Here is a 19,588-nt window from a genome sequence, read left to right on the forward strand (position 1 = left end):
AAATCAACATGGCATCTGTATTCACATCCACATATAATGTGGCAAATTCAGAATTAAGGGGATCGTCAATGCGTCCAAGCGAAAGAACACCTAATCAAATTAGACCGGTTACGTTTACACGTAACTATACTTTGCATGCTGAAGGCTCAGTATTAGTAGAGTTTGGTAACACTAAGGTACTTTGTACCGCGACAGTTGAAGCTGGCGTGCCACGCTTTATGAAAGGCCAAGGTAAAGGTTGGGTAAACGCAGAATATGGCATGTTACCGCGCGCAACACACACACGTAACAGTCGTGAGGCAACGCGAGGTAAACAAGGCGGTCGTACAATGGAAATACAGCGTCTGATTGCTCGCTCTTTACGTGCAGCAATAGATCTAAAAGCACTCGGTGAAAACACAATTACTATTGATTGTGATGTAATTCAAGCTGATGGTGGTACACGTACAGCATCAATTAGTGGTGCATGTGTCGCACTCGTTGATGCACTTACTTACATGCGTGCAAAAGGGATGATTAATTCAAATCCACTTAAGCATATGATCGCGGCTATTTCAGTTGGTATATATAAAGGCCAAGCGATTAGCGATTTAGAATACCTTGAAGACTCTGACGCTGAAACCGACATGAATGTAATTTTAACTGAAACAGGTAAAATTATTGAAGTACAAGGGACTGCTGAAGGCGAGCCTTTCTCGTTTGACGAACTTGATGAGCTACTTACACTCGCTAAGCACTCAATTCGTGAAATTATAGATGTACAAAAACAAGCACTAGCATAAATAGGTAATCAGCGATGAAAGAATATCAAAAAGAGTTTATTGAATTTGCTTTAGAAAAGCAGGTATTAAAGTTTGGTGAATTTACCTTAAAATCTGGCCGTACAAGTCCATACTTTTTTAATGCAGGTTTGTTTAATACCGGTCGTGATCTTGCTCGCTTAGGTCGCTTTTATGCAGCGGCACTTGAAGATGCAGCAATTGAATATGATGTACTATTTGGTCCCGCTTATAAAGGTATTCCAATTGCAACAACTACCGCAGTTGCGTTAGCTGATCATTACAACAAAGATGTGCCTTACTGCTTTAACCGTAAAGAGAAAAAAGCACACGGTGAAGGTGGCAGCTTAGTAGGTTCGGATCTTAAAGGTAAGATAATGCTAGTTGATGATGTGATCACTGCAGGTACTGCAATTCGCGAATCTATGGAAATTATTGCTGAAAATGGCGCAGATTTAAGTGGTGTTTTAATCGCACTTGATCGCCAAGAAAAAGGTAAAGCTGAGCTTTCAGCTATACAAGAGGTAGAGCGTGACTTTAATACTCAAGTAACTTCTATTGTTAAATTGGCTGATCTAATCAGTTACCTTGAAAATCAAGGAACCATGGATGAGCATTTAGCGGCAGTAAAAGCATACCGAGATCAATACGGTGTAGCATAAGTAAGAGCCTCGCAAAAGCGGGGCTTTATTTTGTTTAAAATTTAGCAGAACTCGCACGAATAGTTAAAGCGAGTTAATTCTCATAGTCGAGTGATTAAATCCAACTATAGCCATAAAAGCATTAGCAGATCGTATAAGTACAGAGATTAATGTTCCATCGGATCAAGCTAAAGATATAAGATCTGCAGAGGTTACTCTCCTATTGGTGATCATGATGATCATTCTTTCACACATTTAAGGGCTACCTCACAGTTAAGCGCTTAAATACCGCGTTTATTGTTAATAAATTGATAGTTATGTTGTGTTTTTAGTATCTATCGTTCAAATATCCAGCGAACAGTCATTTATTTCAAGTTTTCTTCAAAAAAGGGTTGATCTGTTTTCGGATCTCCCTATAATGCGACCCCACTGAGACGGCAGAGCGCAACGCATAGCGAGGCACGAGCTAATCAGTCAGTCGAGTAAAACTTAGTTTCGAGAACTTTCAAGTTTTAAAAAATTAAGTGTTGACAAAAAAATAGGAAAGCGTAATATGCGCAGCCCTAGCGAGATAAAGTTAAACGCTTTAATCGCAACGTTCTTTAACAATATAAAGCAATCATCTGTGTGGGCACTCGTACAGATTGAGTTCTAACAGCCAAGCTACTTAGGTAGTGAGGCAAACAAATTTAGAGTCTCAATTGAAACTGAGTGACCAACAGAATAGTTACTTCGGTAATTATTCAGCACAGTCAATTCAATATCGAAAGATATTAAATAAATTCAGAATTCATTGAGCTGTCGAAAGACATAAAACTTTTTAATTGAAGAGTTTGATCATGGCTCAGATTGAACGCTGGCGGCAGGCCTAACACATGCAAGTCGAGCGGTAACATTTCTAGCTTGCTAGAAGATGACGAGCGGCGGACGGGTGAGTAATGCTTGGGAACATGCCTTGAGGTGGGGGACAACAGTTGGAAACGACTGCTAATACCGCATAATGTCTACGGACCAAAGGGGGCTTCGGCTCTCGCCTTTAGATTGGCCCAAGTGGGATTAGCTAGTTGGTGAGGTAATGGCTCACCAAGGCGACGATCCCTAGCTGGTTTGAGAGGATGATCAGCCACACTGGGACTGAGACACGGCCCAGACTCCTACGGGAGGCAGCAGTGGGGAATATTGCACAATGGGCGCAAGCCTGATGCAGCCATGCCGCGTGTGTGAAGAAGGCCTTCGGGTTGTAAAGCACTTTCAGTCAGGAGGAAAGATTAGTAGTTAATACCTGCTAGTTGTGACGTTACTGACAGAAGAAGCACCGGCTAACTCCGTGCCAGCAGCCGCGGTAATACGGAGGGTGCGAGCGTTAATCGGAATTACTGGGCGTAAAGCGTACGCAGGCGGTTTGTTAAGCGAGATGTGAAAGCCCCGGGCTCAACCTGGGAACTGCATTTCGAACTGGCAAACTAGAGTGTGATAGAGGGTGGTAGAATTTCAGGTGTAGCGGTGAAATGCGTAGAGATCTGAAGGAATACCGATGGCGAAGGCAGCCACCTGGGTCAACACTGACGCTCATGTACGAAAGCGTGGGGAGCAAACAGGATTAGATACCCTGGTAGTCCACGCCGTAAACGATGTCTACTAGAAGCTCGGAACCTCGGTTCTGTTTTTCAAAGCTAACGCATTAAGTAGACCGCCTGGGGAGTACGGCCGCAAGGTTAAAACTCAAATGAATTGACGGGGGCCCGCACAAGCGGTGGAGCATGTGGTTTAATTCGATGCAACGCGAAGAACCTTACCTACACTTGACATACAGAGAACTTACTAGAGATAGTTTGGTGCCTTCGGGAACTCTGATACAGGTGCTGCATGGCTGTCGTCAGCTCGTGTTGTGAGATGTTGGGTTAAGTCCCGCAACGAGCGCAACCCCTATCCTTAGTTGCTAGCAGGTAATGCTGAGAACTCTAAGGAGACTGCCGGTGATAAACCGGAGGAAGGTGGGGACGACGTCAAGTCATCATGGCCCTTACGTGTAGGGCTACACACGTGCTACAATGGCGCATACAGAGTGCTGCGAACTCGCGAGAGTAAGCGAATCACTTAAAGTGCGTCGTAGTCCGGATTGGAGTCTGCAACTCGACTCCATGAAGTCGGAATCGCTAGTAATCGCGTATCAGAATGACGCGGTGAATACGTTCCCGGGCCTTGTACACACCGCCCGTCACACCATGGGAGTGGGTTGCTCCAGAAGTAGATAGTCTAACCCTCGGGAGGACGTTTACCACGGAGTGATTCATGACTGGGGTGAAGTCGTAACAAGGTAGCCCTAGGGGAACCTGGGGCTGGATCACCTCCTTATACGATTTAGAACTTATTTGTTCGTAGTGTCCACACAGATGATTGTTAGTTAGCTAAGCCACTGGCTTAACTAATTAATATGCTCTTTAAAAATTTGGAAAAGCTGATAATAAAATTCGTATGAATACAGTGTATTTGTACAGAGTTTTCAAAAGTAAAAAAGAATGATAGCAGTATCATTCAGTGCCATTTAATGAACGTTTACGTTTATTGATTGGTATCTACTTTAGTATTCAATATTAACTTCTGGCGAAGTTAAACTGTCACACAACAAAGACCCGTTTGGGTTGTATGGTTAAGTGACTAAGCGTACACGGTGGATGCCTTGGCAGTTGGAGGCGATGAAGGACGTATTAACTTGCGATAAGCCTAGTCAAGCTAGTAAAAAGCACTTGAGACTAGGATTTCCGAATGGGGAAACCCACCTGCTTGCAGGTATCGTTAACTGAATACATAGGTTAACGAGGCGAACGCGGAGAACTGAAACATCTAAGTACCCGTAGGAAAAGAAATCAACCGAGATTCCGATAGTAGCGGCGAGCGAAATCGGAACAGCCCTTAAGCTTATTATGTGTTAATGGAAGGCTCTGGAAAGTGCCACGATACAGGGTGATAGTCCCGTACATGAAAACGCATTTTAAGTGAAATCGAGTAGGTCGGAGCACGTGAAACTTTGACTGAATATAGGTGGACCATCATCTAAGGCTAAATACTCCCAACTGACCGATAGTGAACCAGTACCGTGAGGGAAAGGCGAAAAGAACCCCTGTGAGGGGAGTGAAATAGAACCTGAAACCGTGTACGTACAAGCAGTAGGAGCCCACTTGTTGGGTGACTGCGTACCTTTTGTATAATGGGTCAGCGACTTATATTTTGTAGCGAGGTTAACCGATTAGGGTAGCCGTAGGGAAACCGAGTCTTAACTGGGCGAATAGTTGCAAGGTATAGACCCGAAACCCGGTGATCTAGCCATGGGCAGGTTGAAGGTTGAGTAACATCAACTGGAGGACCGAACCCACTAACGTTGAAAAGTTAGGGGATGACCTGTGGTTAGGAGTGAAAGGCTAATCAAACCGGGAGATAGCTGGTTCTCCCCGAAATCTATTTAGGTAGAGCCTCGGACGAATACTTACGGGGGTAGAGCACTGTTAAGGCTAGGGGGTCATCCCGACTTACCAACCCTTTGCAAACTCCGAATACCGTAAAGTAATATCCGGGAGACACACGGCGGGTGCTAACGTCCGTCGTGAAGAGGGAAACAACCCAGACCGCCAGCTAAGGTCCCAAAGTCATAGTTAAGTGGGAAACGATGTGGAAAGGCCCAGACAGCCAGGAGGTTGGCTTAGAAGCAGCCATCCTTTAAAGAAAGCGTAATAGCTCACTGGTCGAGTCGGTCTGCGCGGAAGATGTAACGGGGCTAAACTATGCACCGAAGCTGCGGATTCAAAATTTATTTTGAGTGGTAGGGGAGCGTTCTGTAAGCGGTTGAAGGTGTACCGGGAGGTATGCTGGACGTATCAGAAGTGCGAATGCTGACATGAGTAACGATAATGCGGGTGAAAAACCCGCACGCCGGAAGACCAAGGGTTCCTATCCCATGTTAATCAGGGTAGGGTAAGTCGACCCCTAAGGCGAGGCCGAAAGGCGTAGTCGATGGGAAACGGATTAATATTTCCGTACTTGGTATAATTGCGATGGGGGGACGGAGCAGGCTAAGCAAGCATGGCGATGGTAGTCCATGTGAAAGTGTGTAGGCTAGTGACTTAGGTAAATCCGGGTTGCTGTTAGGCTGAGACACGAGACGAGTCACCAAGGTGATGAAGTTGCTGATGCCATACTTCCAGGAAAAGCCTCTAAGCTTCAGATTATACCGAATCGTACCCCAAACCGACACAGGTGGTCAGGTAGAGAATACTAAGGCGCTTGAGAGAACTCGGGTGAAGGAACTAGGCAAAATCGTACCGTAACTTCGGGAGAAGGTACGCTCCGATTGGTGATGGGACTTGCTCCCTAAGCTGATTGGAGCCGCAGTGACCAGGTGGCTGGGACTGTTTATTAAAAACACAGCACTGTGCAAAATCGCAAGATGACGTATACGGTGTGACACCTGCCCGGTGCCGGAAGGTTAATTGATGGGGTTATCTTCGGAGAAGCTCTTGATCGAAGCCCCGGTAAACGGCGGCCGTAACTATAACGGTCCTAAGGTAGCGAAATTCCTTGTCGGGTAAGTTCCGACCTGCACGAATGGTGTAACCATGGCCACGCTGTCTCCACCCGAGACTCAGTGAAATTGAAATCGCAGTGAAGATGCTGTGTACCCGCGGCTAGACGGAAAGACCCCGTGAACCTTTACTACAGCTTGGCACTGAACATTGAACCTACATGTGTAGGATAGGTGGGAGACTTAGAAGCAGAGACGCTAGTTTTTGTGGAGTCGTCCTTGAAATACCACCCTTGTAGTTTTGATGTTCTAACGTTGGCCCCTGAATCGGGGTTACGGACAGTGCCTGGTGGGTAGTTTGACTGGGGCGGTCTCCTCCCAAAGAGTAACGGAGGAGCACGAAGGTTGGCTAAGTACGGTCGGACATCGTACGGTTAGTGTAATGGTAGAAGCCAGCTTAACTGCGAGACAGACACGTCGAGCAGGTACGAAAGTAGGTCATAGTGATCCGGTGGTTCTGAATGGAAGGGCCATCGCTCAACGGATAAAAGGTACTCCGGGGATAACAGGCTGATACCGCCCAAGAGTTCATATCGACGGCGGTGTTTGGCACCTCGATGTCGGCTCATCACATCCTGGGGCTGAAGTCGGTCCCAAGGGTATGGCTGTTCGCCATTTAAAGTGGTACGCGAGCTGGGTTTAGAACGTCGTGAGACAGTTCGGTCCCTATCTGCCGTGGGCGTTTGAGAATTGAGAGGGGTTGCTCCTAGTACGAGAGGACCGGAGTGAACGAACCGCTGGTGTTCGGGTTGTCATGCCAATGGCATTGCCCGGTAGCTACGTTCGGAACTGATAAGCGCTGAAAGCATCTAAGCGCGAAGCAGGCCTCGAGATGAGTTCTCACTAGACTTTTAAAGTCTCTGAAGGGCCGTTGAAGACTACAACGTTGATAGGCAAGATGTGGAAGTGGTGTGAGCCATTAAGCTAACTTGTACTAATTACCCGTGAGGCTTAACCATACAACGCCAAACGCGTTTTATGTGATAGTTTAAGCGCAGAAGTTAATATGACTAAAGTAGATTTACGATACTCTTTATTATCAGAATTCCAAATTTTAGTAAGCTCGATTAAATCGACCTTACACCAAATTTGCTTGGTGACAATAGCGTTTTGGACCCACCTGACCCCATGCCGAACTCAGTAGTGAAACGAAACAGCGCCGATGATAGTGTAGCATTTGCTATGTGAAAGTAGGACATTACCAGGCTCCAAATTTAGTCGAAAGACTTTAAATTTAAAAATAAATAATAAGAAAATTGAAAAGAATTTTCTTGGTGACAATAGCGTTTTGGACCCACCTGACCCCATGCCGAACTCAGTAGTGAAACGAAACAGCGCCGATGATAGTGTAGCATTTGCTATGTGAAAGTAGGACATTACCAGGATCCAAATAAGAGAAACCCGTTACAGCGATGTAACGGGTTTTTTGCTGTCTGGGATTTAATAAATAGCCAAGAGCCCATGCCGAACTCAGTGGTGGCCGTTCTCGTATATCCTGTGCTCCACGGCATTCGTATTCCTAAACAGCTCGAAGGCGAGCCCCGCAAAAGGCCGCCCCGACACAATGATAGTGTCGCATTTGCTATGTGACTTTCTACTGCTGTGGGCACCATGACATTACCAGGATCCAAATAAGAGAAACCCGTTACAGCGATGTGACGGGTTTTTTTTTGTCTGAGATAAAGAAAAACATCAAGCCAAGACTGTATATGGAACTTAGTAGTGGCCGCTCTTGCATATCTTGTGCTCCATGGCATTCGTATTCCTATACATCAAACAAAACAGCTTGGATCTAAACAAAAAAGTGGGATGTTCTATTGTATTGTCGCTATAAGGCTCCAAATAACAGAACCACGTTACAGCAAAATGCTGGTTTTTTATTGTTTTAAATTTGAAGATGAATTACGCAATATCTTAAAAAAAGAGACTGCCAGCCAATCTCATCATGTATATGCTTCCTATCAGATTACTAATAACTTATAGACTTAACATTCTCATGCAGTTATAGATCCTACGTGTTAAAATTTGATTTTAACTTTGCATATTATTGAGGTGTCTATTGCCAACCAGTGATTATCAACGAGTGCTAAATGAGATAACTCAAGAGGTTAAACCTTTATTGAGCCAAGGTAAGGTTGCTGATTATATCCCTGCTCTTGCTGAAGTTGATCTTGAGCAGTTTTCTATTGCCATTTACACCACTGAGGGGGAGATATTTTGCGCGGGTGATTGTGAACAGCGTTTTACTATTCAATCTGTTTCTAAAGTAATGACTCTTACATTAGCGCTGCAACGTTATGGCGATGAACTATGGAGTAGAGTGGGTAAAGAGCCCTCTGGAACAGCATTTAATTCACTGACACAGCTTGAGTTTGAAAAAGGCATACCCCGTAACCCATTTATTAATGCGGGTGCCATAGTTACCTGTGATGCTTTATATAGTCGTTTATCAGCACCCATGCACTCTATGCTGGAAACATTTCGCGATTTATCTGGTAATCGAAGTATCGTAATAGATAAACAAGTGGCTAATTCAGAGTATGAGTTTAGGCATCGAAATGCGGCAATGGCACACTTAATGAAATCATTCGGTAACTTTGAAAATGAAGTGGATGATGTGCTGTGGTCATACTTTAATTTTTGTGCCATAGAACTTAATTGTATTGAACTTGCTAAGGCTTACAACTTTTTAGCTAATAAAGGGATAGATTACAGCTCTTCTAAACGAGTGCTTTCTAGCCGTCAAAATAAGCAACTAAACTCGTTGTTATTTACCAGTGGTTTATATGATGCGGCGGGTGATTTTGGTTATCGAGTGGGGATGCCTGGAAAATCAGGGGTTTCTGGGACTATATTGGCGGTATTACCGAATAGGTTTACTGTGGCAGTGTATTCCCCAGGATTAAACTCTTTTGGTAACTCGGTGGCAGGAATAGCAGCATTAGAGCTGCTATCTAAAAAGCTTGATATATCGATATTTTAAATACGCTGAGTGCATTGGGATTTTATTGATCCCAATACACTTGCTCTAAACAATCTTCTCGCTCTGGTAAGCCACGTGATAAGCGTGGAGAATGCTGAACCAGCACTTCGTAACTTGCACGGTTGGCGTATTTACTAATTTGAGCGAGCGAAGAGTAGGTAATCGCTTGTTGCTGATGTTTTGCTGAATTAGCAACGTTCAACTTATGATAAACATTCGCTGATAAGTCATGCAATACAGCGGCTAAAGCACAATCACCAGCGCCGTTGGTATTTTTAATCGAGTCAGGCCCGCCCATAAACGGAGCAGTATGACTATATGCCTTTATTGGGTTTTCACAGTCAACTTTACGCATTGCACGTGAAAACTCATAACGATTAAAATCAGGGATAGCACCAGGCAAAAGTGGATACTCTGTTTCGCGTTTGAAACTGTCATCAACAAAACCAGCCATAAATAAGCCTTTTTCACCGGCAGTACAAATTACTAAATCAACCCAGTCTAATGCTTTGTCGGCAGCTAGTAATGGATCTTCAAATCCAGTAATTGCTTGGCCTTCTTCTTCGTTCATAGCAAGGATATCAACATGCTTTTCTACAAAGTTAGCCCACCATGTCGGATCCTGCTCGATAAGAAACTTAGTACCGAGTGTTAATACAACCGGTACATCTGCATCGTTAGCATACTTGATTGCTTGCATGGTCGCTTCGGTCATGGTTTCATCGCCTTGAGTACGCATTAAATAAGCGCTAATCACTAATGCCGATGAGCCTTCGATTAGCTCTTTATCAATTGACTCAGGCTTTAGATAATTCATCAGGCCAGCACTAATGGCAAAGGTGCGTTCACCTGTTTCATCAATCAATGTGAAACAGCGGCCTATAGGACCATCTACAGGCTGTAAGTAGTCTAAGTCTACGCGACTTGAGTTATTACATAAGAAGCGATAAGCATAACTGCCTATTTTTATGTTTTCACTCATTACACCTAATAGCACCGAACGGTCATCAGCAAGTACGGAATAGTTGTGCATTGTGTTGCCAACGGTTCCGCCTGCGAATTCGTAATCGACCATGTCGTTCAGTTTTAAGCGATCGTATAAAGCATTGGTGATGTCATTATCTATAACTTGCGACATCCCTCGGCGCAATTGAAATTCATCGAGAAAAGCTTGGTCAACCTTAGCTTCTATATCAACAACGATTTGATCGATCCCCGTAATATAGCTGCGGTGTAATCGCTCAGTGGCGTTAAGTTGATTGGTCAGTGGATCTTTGGCTTCCACTGGAAAATAATGTTTATGCCTGCGGCGTCCAGGAAATTTCATTTGCTACCCGTGTTGTGAGCTAAATAAAAAAAGCGTGAGATTATAGCGTAAATCCTGCCTTATGAGCCATGACAAACCACTTAAATTTGTTTTATTTTTGCAATAAAGTGATCAATGACGCATTTTATTGCGCTAAGTTGGTATAATTACGGCATAAAAAATAGTTAAGTAATAATAATGATAGAGCCATTTGACGACCAATATTGGATGGAACAAGCGCTTGTGTATGCAAAACAAGCGGAGCAGCTAGATGAGATCCCGGTAGGGGCTATAATTGTTAAAGATAATCAGCTTATTAGCGCAGGCTATAATCGCTCAATTACTGATAACGACCCGTCGGCTCATGCTGAGATGATAGCGGTACGTGAAGCAGGAAAAGTACTTAATAATTACCGCTTAATTGACTGTACTCTTTATGTCACATTAGAGCCATGCTCTATGTGCGCAGGTTTATTAGTACATAGCCGAATTAAACGCTTAGTATTTGGTGCAGCCGATGCTAAAACGGGTTCTGCTGGTTCAATTATGAACCTTTTACAAGAACCTCGTTTAAACCATCAGGTAGAAATAACGGGTGGGGTATTAGAAACACAATGTGCAGAGACTATTTCTAGTTTTTTTAAGCGTCGCCGAACACAAATAAAGGCGGCAAAGCAAGCCGCTCGTAATAGTAACAGCGATTAGTCAGCTGCTGCTATTAAGGCGTCTAATTCAGCCATTTGCTGCATAGCAAACATGCGGCGGCGCCAAATTATTTTTTTATGTAAATTTCTTAACATCACTCGACGGCGAGTGGCGGTTGAGTGCTTTATACAACGTTTAAGTTGATGTGTACGTCTACGTTTAAGCATGACTTATCCTTATGTGCTTGATAATGACACAAAATTTTATACAATTAAGCCAGATTATTGAATAATTGATTACAAGTAAACAACTATTTGATTTTCTGATGTTCAGTTAATTACTAAGCAGCGTATTTATTTTTTTTCCTCAGCGGAATTACTTTTACGTTGCTCTGAATCATCTGGTTTAACGATTTTCTCTTCTGTTTCATTTGTTGAGGTAATCGGCGCCATTGCATTATTTTCATCAAGCCAAACAAGCGCATCGTAATAGCGACGTATATTATCAACATAGGTCACTGCTACATCACCGCGAGCATAGCCATAACGGGTATTACGATAGTGACGTTTTTTTACTAACAATGGTAAGCGCTTTTTAACGTCAGCCCATTTATCAGGGCTAGCTCCCTGTTGCTCGGTAATAATACGGGCATCGTTAACGTGTCCCCAACCTACATTATAGGCGGCAAGTGCAAGCCAAGTACGATCCGGTTGAGGGATTCGATCCGGGACGCGTTTAATTAACTTTGCTAAGTATTGTGCACCACCGCGTATATTTTGCTCTGGTTCTAAGCGGTTTGTTACATCGACTTGTTTTGCTGTACGTCTTGTTAGCATCATAATACCACGCACACCGGTTGGTGACTTAGCACGCGGGTTCCACATCGACTCTTGATAACTTAATGCCGCCAGTAAGCGCCAATCTAGACTACCTGCATATTGCATAAACCAAGGTTGATATTTAGGCAGTGTTTCTTTAATTGCATCTATATAGGCCAAGGTATTAACGTAATTAAACTGGCGGACATGACCGAAGTACTTTTCTTCGAGCACATAAAGTTGATTATTTTGTTTTGCTTCACCAAAAAAGGGGACTAATAATGCGTATAGGGAATCATCATTCGACTTTCTTAGTATCCATGCAATTGAATCATTTCGGGTAACTGAAAAGCCAATACTTAAATTAGGGTGATAGCGACGAAACAGCGCTAAAGTATGAGAATCCGCTAAGGTGTAATCTATTTCGCCGTCAATAACTGCTTGCAGTAATTCTTCTTCATCAAACTCTTCGGTTTCATTCCAGCTTAAGTTTGGGTTGGTTTGTTGAATTTCTTCTAATGTTAATGAATGGCTACTTTTAGCGATAACGGTGAAGTTTCCGGTTAAATCATCAAAATCACGAGGACGTTCACGGCCTTGTTTAAAGACTAATTTTTGGCTAATTGTTCTGTATGTAGGGCCATAGCGATAGCGCTCAGCACGTACTTTATTGTAGGTAAGCCCTGAGGCAATTAAATCGAGGTCACCACTGTCCAAGCGAGCAAACATTTCGGATAAATTAAAAAAGGGTACAATTTCAAGCTCTACCCCTAAGTAGTCTGCAAACGCTTGAGAGAGCTCAAATTCAAATCCTTGCTCCCCTTGAACGGCTTGATAGTAATTACTTGCACTGGCAAGTGTACCAATACGAATTTTGTTTTCAGATTTGATTTGGGCAAGCTGTGTTGATTGCTCTTGTGTATTACATGCACACAAAAGTATGACTAACGTAATGATTGTTATTAGCTTTATCTTCAACATATTCGCCTCTTTAGCATCGTATCTCCTGTTATAACAAAACTTACTGATTACGTCACTTATCGTTTAATCGCAGTGAGTAAAAAATAGGTGTAAACAAAAAGAAAAAGTTAATTTAATGAAAAGCGCATTTTTGAGTTAAATCTGAGAGTAATTTGGACTATAATACGCGCCTAAAATATCGTTCAATCCCTAACCCCGGGTGAAATTACTTATGTTGATCCTTCGTGGTGCACCAGCACTTTCAGAGTTCAGAGTTAATAAAATTTTAGCGCGTTGCCAACAATCGCAACTTCCTGTCACCAATGTATATGCCGAATACGCTCACTTTGCCGATTTAACATCGCCATTAAACGCTGATGAGCACACCAAACTTGAAAAGTTATTAACCTACGGCCCAACAATTGCTGAGCATGCGCCAGCAGGTCAGTTGGTATTAGTAACGCCTCGTCCTGGTACAATTTCGCCATGGGCTTCAAAAGCGACTGATATCGCTCATAACTGTGGGCTTAAACAAGTTCATCGCGTAGAGCGCGGTATTGCTTACTATGTTGAAGGTGATTTAAGTGCAGAACAGTTAGCACAAGTTGCAGCACTTCTTCATGACCGCATGACTGAAGCTACTCACAGTAAATTAGAAGATGCCGCGCAGTTATTTCGCAGCGATGCACCTCGTCCAATGTCATCAGTTGATATTTTAGGTGGCGGCCGTGAAGCATTAGCCACAGCAAATATAGAGCAAGGGTTTGCGCTTGCTGATGATGAAATTGATTATTTAGTTGAAAACTTTATTAAGTTAGGGCGTAACCCTAACGATATTGAACTGTTTATGTTTGCTCAAGCGAACTCAGAGCATTGTCGTCATAAGATATTTAATGCTGATTGGACTATTGATGGCATTGAACAACCAAAGTCGTTGTTCAAAATGATTAAAAACACCTTTGAGCATAATCCTGAAAATGTATTATCTGCTTATAAAGATAATGCAGCCGTAATGAAAGGCTCAAAGGCGGGTCGCTTCTTCCCGGATGCACAAGGTGAATATGCGTATCACCAAGAAGACATTGAAATATTAATGAAGGTTGAAACCCATAACCACCCAACGGCTATTGCTCCTTTCTCTGGTGCGGCAACAGGGTCGGGCGGTGAGATTCGCGATGAGGGCGCAACTGGTCGTGGTTCAAAACCAAAAGCGGGTTTAGTGGGCTTTACTGTATCTAATTTACGTATTCCTGGTTTTGAACAGCCTTGGGAAAGTGATTTTGGTAAGCCTGGCCGTATTGTTAATGCTCTAGATATTATGACTGAAGGCCCATTAGGTGGTGCTGCGTTTAATAACGAGTTTGGCCGTCCTAATTTATTAGGTTATTTCCGTACTTACGAAGAAAAAGTGACCAGTCACAATGGTGAAGAGGTGCGTGGTTACCACAAGCCAATTATGCTTGCCGGTGGTTTAGGTAATATCCGTGCTGATCATGTTCAAAAAGGCGATATTCCAGTTGGTGCAAAACTCATTGCACTAGGCGGCCCTGCAATGAACATTGGCTTAGGCGGCGGTGCTGCATCAAGTATGGCATCGGGCCAATCAAATGAAGATTTAGATTTTGCCTCTGTACAGCGTGAAAACCCAGAAATGGAACGTCGTTGCCAAGAAGTGATCGACAAATGTTGGCAGCTAGGTGATGCAAATCCAATTGCGTTTATTCATGATGTGGGTGCAGGTGGTTTATCTAACGCATTCCCTGAACTTGTTAGTGACGGTGGACGTGGCGGTAAATTTCAGCTTCGCAATATCCCAAATGATGAACCGGGCATGGCACCACACGAAATTTGGTGTAATGAATCGCAAGAGCGCTATGTACTCGCTGTCGCTGTTGAAGATTTTGATCGTTTTGAAGCTATTTGTAAGCGTGAAAGAGCGCAATATGCTGTTATTGGTGAAGCAACTGCAGAGCCTCATTTAACGGTTGCTGATAGTCACTTTGAAAATAACCCTGTTGATTTACCGCTCGATGTTTTATTAGGGAAAGCACCTAAAATGCATCGTGATGTAACATCACAACAAGTGTTAGGTAAAGCACTCGACGTTGAAAATATCAGTGCTGCTGATGCTGCAGAACGTTTATTACGTTTACCAACCATTGCTGAAAAAACCTTCCTCATTACTATTGGCGATCGTTCGGTAACAGGTTTAGTAGCACGCGATCAAATGGTAGGCCCATGGCAAGTACCAGTAGCTAACTGTGCAGTAACCGCAGCAACGTATGACACTTACCATGGTGAAGCAATGTCACTGGGTGAACGTACGCCTGCAGCACTACTTAACTATGGCGCTTCAGCGCGTTTAGCAGTGGCAGAATCGTTAACGAATATTGCCTGTGCAAACATTGGCTCTCTTGAAAATATTAAGTTATCTGCAAACTGGATGGCCGCAGCGGGACACCCAGGAGAAGATGCCGGTTTATACGAAGCGGTAAAAGCGGTGGGTGAAGAGTTATGTCCGGCACTTGGGTTAACAATTCCTGTAGGTAAAGATTCTATGTCGATGAAAACGACATGGAAGAACGAAGATGATGCTACAGAGCAATCTGTAACATCACCGTTATCGCTTATTATTACTGCTTTTGGTCGTGTTGAAGACGTACGTAAAACAGTGACCCCACAGTTACGAACAGATAAAGGCGATACATCGCTCATTTTAGTTGACTTAGGCGCGGGCAAAAACCGACTGGGCGCATCAAGCCTTGCTCAGGTTTATAAGCAATTAGGTGATACAACACCTGATGTAGATAGCCCAGAGCTACTAAAAGGTTTTTACAACGCAATGCAAGCGCTAGTCGCTGATAGCAAGTTGCTTGCGTACCATGACCGTTCAGACGGTGGTTTATTTACCACTATCGCTGAAATGGCGTTTACCGGTCACACCGGTGTTACCGTTGATTTAGCGACTTTGACCGGCTCTGATATTGAAGCGCTTTATAACGAAGAGCTAGGTGCTGTAATTCAAGTAGCGAATAGCGATTTAGAGGCTGTAAATGCGGTATTTGAGCAGCATGGAGTTGCCGCAATTAGTCATGTGATTGGCTCGCTAAATAACGACGATAACATCGTGTTTAATCGTGGTGAGCAAACAGTACTTAATCATACTCGTACTGAACTTCGTACAATTTGGGCCGAAACAACGTATCAAATGCAAGCGCGTCGTGATAACCCAGATTGCGCTAAGCAAGAGTTTGACGCCAAGTTTGACGCAAAAGATCCTGGCTTAAATGTAAAACTTAACTTTGATTTAAATGAAGATGTTGCAGCTCCATATATTGCAACCGGTGCTAAACCGCAAATGGCTATTTTACGTGAGCAAGGTGTAAACTCTCATTTAGAAATGGCAGCTGCATTTAACCGTGCGGGCTTTGCAGCGGTTGATGTGCATATGAGCGATATTTTAGAAGGTCGTTTAACGCTTGAACAGTTTAAAGGTTTAGTGGCGTGTGGTGGCTTCTCTTACGGTGACGTATTAGGTGCGGGTGAAGGTTGGGCTAAGTCAATACTGTTTAATGACATGGCACGCGATCAATTCCAAAGCTTTTTCCATCGTGAAGATACCTTTAGCTTAGGGGTATGTAACGGTTGTCAAATGCTATCAACATTAAAAGAGTTGATCCCAGGTACTGAGCATTGGCCACGCTTTGTAACGAACAAGTCAGAGCGTTTTGAAGCACGCTTTAGCTTAGTTGAAATACAAGAGAATCCATCGGTATTCTTTAATGGTATGGCGGGCTCGCGGATGCCAATTGCGGTATCTCATGGTGAAGGCCATGCAGAGTTTGCAAACGACGCAGCAACAAAAGCAGCGCTTGCAAGTGGTACTGTAGCGGTTAAATTTGTTGATAACTACGGCAACCCTACAACGCAATACCCAGCGAACCCGAACGGCTCGCCAGAAGGTATCACAGGTATTACATCAACAGATGGCCGTGCAACTGTAATGATGCCACATCCAGAGCGTGTATTTCGTACTGTTGCTAGCTCTTGGCACCCAGATGAGTGGAAAGAGGATAGCCCATGGATGCGTATGTTCCGTAATGCGCGTAAAAATGTAGGTTAATATACACATTAGATTCATGATCTGGATGTAAAATAAAAAAGGCTGCCTTGTGCAGCCTTTTTTGATTATAGTGATTAAAAAACATGTAAGGATAATATGTTTAAGCGCATTGGTTTAATTGTTGGCACTCTTTTACTGAGTCTATTATTACTCGGGTATGTATTTCGCTTGCCTTTACTACAATGGGCCATTGCCCCTGAACTTAAAAAAGCAGGTGTCACATTAAGCTGCCTCGATTTTTCAATTACCTCAAAGTTAAATATACATGCCGACACTGTGTGTTTAAATTACCAAAACCAACAATTACAACTCTCTGATATTACTGCAAATACAAAGCATGTCAGTGTTCAAAGTGCAATATTAACGCTCAATCCATTACCTAAAAGTGATAACGCTAATCAACCGGCTAAACAGCTTAAGATAACGCTACCTTCAAATCGCCCACTCATTAATATTAAACAGCTTGTAGTAAACAGTAATCAGCTCAGTAAACCATTAAAATTTAGTGTATTAGAACCTGCGCTAAATCAATTTAATGTAACGGGCGATATAAATGCGCGTGCGATTTTAACCACCAATAAAATAAGTGGTCAGCTAGCAGTTGATGACATTCTGTTAAAACAGGTAATAAACACTAAAAACACCTTACTCGATGCTGTTAACTTTAATACTCAACAAGTGTTTAGTTTTGACGGGATTGAGCTTAAGTTGAACGGGGGGATTAGCGCTCAATTTGCTCATACGTTTGAGCAATGCCAATTTAATTTATTAACCACTGGCCAGATGGCTACTCGCTTTAATTTAAATAACCAAGCGTTAATCCTAGATACCGGTTCACTTAATAACAAAATTAATTTAACTCCTCGCTGTACTGAGTTAATTCCACCAAGTAAATACGCAGATTTTGTAAGCAAACAAGTTGCTTTAAATTGGCAGGTTAAGCTTTCTCAAGCTCTTCGTTTAGAACAGGGGGAGCTGAGTATTCCAGTAATTAATGTGATGAGTGAAGGTAATAAACACTTTGATATTTTAATAACAGACACCGCACTCTCTATTAACGCTTTGCTTGATAATATGCAGGCAAAGGTGTCTGCTCAAATAAGCACGCCAGATATAAACAGCATTAATATAAGCGCTCAGCTAAATGGTACTAAAGTTAAAGGTGATTACAACGTTGAGCTTGAAAGGCTACCCGCATTTATCCCTGTTACTGCTAATATGCTTAATTTCAGTGGTTACTTTGAATTGAGTGAATTTATTGACTCAAAACCCATCGGGTACACACAGAGTAAATTTTCCGTTGCTAGCTTTGAAGCTTTTGATGTAAAAGCAGTGCATTATCAAGGTGGTTTAACCGCGAAAATGGATAAACAACTAAATGCAGAAATTACATTAACTAATCAGTTAAAAAATGCGGCATATAAAGAATTTAAACTTACCAATATAAATAATAGTCTCACGGCAAAAGCAAACCTAGGTGTAGGTGAGTTATTTGCTCATTTAACTGCGAAAACGCAAATTAAGGCTCTTAATAGCGCTGATATAAGACTGAATAATATAAAAATAGACTCGAGTGGATTACAAAGCCGTGCACTTAAAGCGTCGCACCATGCGTTTATAGATGATATTGAGTTGGTGGTAAATCATCATATATCGTCACAGGCGCATCCGTTTGAGGTGATTGTGCCAGCGCAAAGTGTGTTGCCATTAAACACCTTTATTAATCAGTTTTATCCACTTGCTAAGCTGACAAAAGGTACTTTTAACGGCAATATTAGTGGCGATGTCAATTTACAAAGGGCATCCTTTGATATAGATATTCGCCAATTAAGTGGACTTTATAATGACTACCTTGCAAGTGATTTTAGTAGTGTATTTAGCGGGGAGTTTAATTCAGGTAGGCTTAATGTAAAACCGACTACCTTTCATTTAAATGAGTTTAGAGCGGGCGCAGTTATCAAAGGCCTTAAAGGGCAATGGCTCGTCAATAACAATAATGTGCTTGTTAGTAATGTTGAAGGTAATGTGCTTGGCGGTACATTTTTATTAGATAACTATACGCTTGGACAAGAAACCCAAGTTAGCACTGTAACGTTTAATAATATTGATGCAAGTAAGCTGATCACCCTTGATGATAAGTCGGGTATTACTTTAACAGGACGTTTGGCTGGTACACTGCCGGTGAGCGTTAATAAAAATGGTGTGCACATTAGCCAAGGCAGTCTGTTTAGCCAAGGCGAGGGCAATTTAAAAATTAGCAATAATGCTGCATTTGATTCTGTGATGCAGCAACAGCAAGAGTTGCAACCTGTACTGGGGTTATTGACTGATTTAGATATTCAAAAACTCAATAGCAGCGTTGTACTTAAAAATGATGGTTGGTTAAAGCTTGGAGTTAATTTACAAGGTTATAATCAGCAAGCGCAGCAGCAAGTTAATTTTAATTACAACCATGAAGAAAACATATTTACGCTTTTACGGGCACTGCGTTTAAGTGATGAAATTACACAAAAAGTTGAGCAACAATTTTCACAAAAAGGAAATGGGCAATGAGACAGTCGTTATCGATAAAAGTGCTGCTCGCGTTAGCAGCAATATCAGCGCTAAGTGCGTGTACGCATCGTGTTGAGGTGTCGGCTAAAGAGCCAATCACTATTAATTTAAATGTTAAGGTTGATCATGAAATTCGTGTCAAAGTAGATAAAGAGCTCGATAATTTATTTAGCGATGACAGTGAGTTATTTTAAGGAGCTAGAA

General features: G+C 42.6%; 12 protein-coding genes and 4 rRNA genes. 13 read left to right on the forward strand and 3 right to left on the reverse strand.

From position 1 onward, the window contains the following. Positions 1-68 precede the first annotated feature (68 nt). The 9 genes from rph (at position 69) to glsB (ending at position 8,979) form a co-directional block, all read left to right on the forward strand. Positions 69-782 carry a ribonuclease PH gene (rph, locus tag PTET_RS03835; RefSeq protein WP_008111261.1) on the forward strand — a complete coding sequence of 238 codons (714 nt, stop codon included), beginning with the start codon at positions 69-71 and terminating at the stop codon, positions 780-782. 14 nt (positions 783-796) lie between these two features. Next, the gene (gene pyrE / locus PTET_RS03840) at positions 797-1,441 is read left to right on the forward strand and encodes an orotate phosphoribosyltransferase (RefSeq protein WP_013466041.1); all 645 of its coding nucleotides are present in this window, start codon (positions 797-799) and stop codon (positions 1,439-1,441) included. A gap of 112 nt (positions 1,442-1,553) precedes the next feature. After that, a complete protein-coding gene (locus tag PTET_RS19335) occupies positions 1,554-1,679 on the forward strand; it encodes a diacylglycerol kinase (RefSeq protein ID WP_356946137.1) in 126 nt (41 codons plus the stop codon). Between the two features lie 562 nt (positions 1,680-2,241). Further along, positions 2,242-3,775 (forward strand): 16S ribosomal RNA (locus PTET_RS03845). Between the two features lie 293 nt (positions 3,776-4,068). Continuing rightward, positions 4,069-6,955 (forward strand): 23S ribosomal RNA (locus PTET_RS03850). Between the two features lie 133 nt (positions 6,956-7,088). After that, positions 7,089-7,203, forward strand: a 5S ribosomal RNA gene (rrf, locus tag PTET_RS03855). Positions 7,204-7,266: 63 nt separating this feature from the next. Then, positions 7,267-7,381, forward strand: a 5S ribosomal RNA gene (gene rrf / locus PTET_RS03860). Together the 16S, 23S and 5S rRNA genes form the textbook arrangement of a ribosomal RNA operon. Positions 7,382-7,718: 337 nt before the next feature. Beyond that, positions 7,719-7,979: a hypothetical protein gene (locus PTET_RS03865; RefSeq protein WP_096038228.1), complete on the forward strand. Its 261-nt coding sequence runs from the start codon at positions 7,719-7,721 to the stop codon at positions 7,977-7,979. A 76-nt stretch (positions 7,980-8,055) separates the two neighbouring features. Continuing rightward, positions 8,056-8,979: a glutaminase B gene (gene glsB / locus PTET_RS03870; protein ID WP_028835530.1), complete on the forward strand. Its 924-nt coding sequence runs from the start codon at positions 8,056-8,058 to the stop codon at positions 8,977-8,979. Positions 8,980-9,001: 22 nt separating this feature from the next. Here the strand turns inward: glsB and PTET_RS03875 are convergent, their stop codons facing one another. Next, entirely contained in the window at positions 9,002-10,306 is a 1,305-nt protein-coding gene (locus tag PTET_RS03875; RefSeq protein WP_013464270.1) for an inosine/guanosine kinase, read from the reverse strand. A 177-nt stretch (positions 10,307-10,483) separates the two neighbouring features. Here PTET_RS03875 and tadA point away from each other — a divergent pair, with 177 nt between their 5' ends. Beyond that, on the forward strand, positions 10,484-10,990 hold the full coding sequence (tadA, locus tag PTET_RS03880) for a tRNA adenosine(34) deaminase TadA (RefSeq protein WP_096038229.1): 507 nt from the start codon (positions 10,484-10,486) through the stop codon (positions 10,988-10,990). On the opposite strand, the gene PTET_RS19030 is transcribed toward tadA, so the two are convergent. Beyond that, the gene (locus PTET_RS19030; RefSeq protein WP_008468235.1) at positions 10,987-11,157 is read right to left on the reverse strand and encodes a hypothetical protein; all 171 of its coding nucleotides are present in this window, start codon (positions 11,155-11,157) and stop codon (positions 10,987-10,989) included. The genes tadA and PTET_RS19030 overlap by 4 nt on opposite strands. Positions 11,158-11,283: 126 nt before the next feature. Beyond that, a complete protein-coding gene (gene mltF, locus PTET_RS03885) occupies positions 11,284-12,729 on the reverse strand; it encodes a membrane-bound lytic murein transglycosylase MltF (RefSeq protein WP_096038230.1) in 1,446 nt (481 codons plus the stop codon). Positions 12,730-12,940: 211 nt separating this feature from the next. On the opposite strand from mltF, the gene purL reads away from it, so the two are divergent. From purL to PTET_RS03900, 3 genes are all read left to right on the forward strand, one after another. After that, positions 12,941-16,831, forward strand: a complete 3,891-nt coding sequence (gene purL, locus PTET_RS03890) for a phosphoribosylformylglycinamidine synthase (protein WP_096038231.1) — start codon at positions 12,941-12,943, stop codon at positions 16,829-16,831. Between the two features lie 96 nt (positions 16,832-16,927). Next, on the forward strand, positions 16,928-19,384 hold the full coding sequence (locus PTET_RS03895) for a YdbH domain-containing protein (RefSeq protein ID WP_096038232.1): 2,457 nt from the start codon (positions 16,928-16,930) through the stop codon (positions 19,382-19,384). Continuing rightward, positions 19,381-19,578, forward strand: coding sequence for a YnbE family lipoprotein (locus tag PTET_RS03900; RefSeq protein WP_028835526.1), 198 nt, complete (start codon positions 19,381-19,383; stop codon positions 19,576-19,578). The genes PTET_RS03895 and PTET_RS03900 overlap by 4 nt, the downstream gene beginning before the upstream one ends. Positions 19,579-19,588: the final 10 nt, after the last annotated feature.

The sequence above is a fragment of the Pseudoalteromonas tetraodonis genome, from assembly GCF_002310835.1.
GTDB classification, from domain to species: Bacteria; Pseudomonadota; Gammaproteobacteria; order Enterobacterales; family Alteromonadaceae; genus Pseudoalteromonas; species Pseudoalteromonas tetraodonis.

Coding starts and splice junctions, on each gene's coding strand:
- rph (WP_008111261.1), top strand. CDS start 69: ATGCGTCCAAGCGAAAGAACACCTAATCAAATTAGACCGGTTACGTTT.
- pyrE (WP_013466041.1), top strand. CDS start 797: ATGAAAGAATATCAAAAAGAGTTTATTGAATTTGCTTTAGAAAAGCAG.
- PTET_RS03875 (WP_013464270.1), bottom strand. CDS start 10,306: ATGAAATTTCCTGGACGCCGCAGGCATAAACATTATTTTCCAGTGGAA.
- tadA (WP_096038229.1), top strand. CDS start 10,484: ATGATAGAGCCATTTGACGACCAATATTGGATGGAACAAGCGCTTGTG.
- PTET_RS19030 (WP_008468235.1), bottom strand. CDS start 11,157: ATGCTTAAACGTAGACGTACACATCAACTTAAACGTTGTATAAAGCAC.
- mltF (WP_096038230.1), bottom strand. CDS start 12,729: ATGTTGAAGATAAAGCTAATAACAATCATTACGTTAGTCATACTTTTG.
- purL (WP_096038231.1), top strand. CDS start 12,941: ATGTTGATCCTTCGTGGTGCACCAGCACTTTCAGAGTTCAGAGTTAAT.
- PTET_RS03895 (WP_096038232.1), top strand. CDS start 16,928: ATGTTTAAGCGCATTGGTTTAATTGTTGGCACTCTTTTACTGAGTCTA.
- PTET_RS03900 (WP_028835526.1), top strand. CDS start 19,381: ATGAGACAGTCGTTATCGATAAAAGTGCTGCTCGCGTTAGCAGCAATA.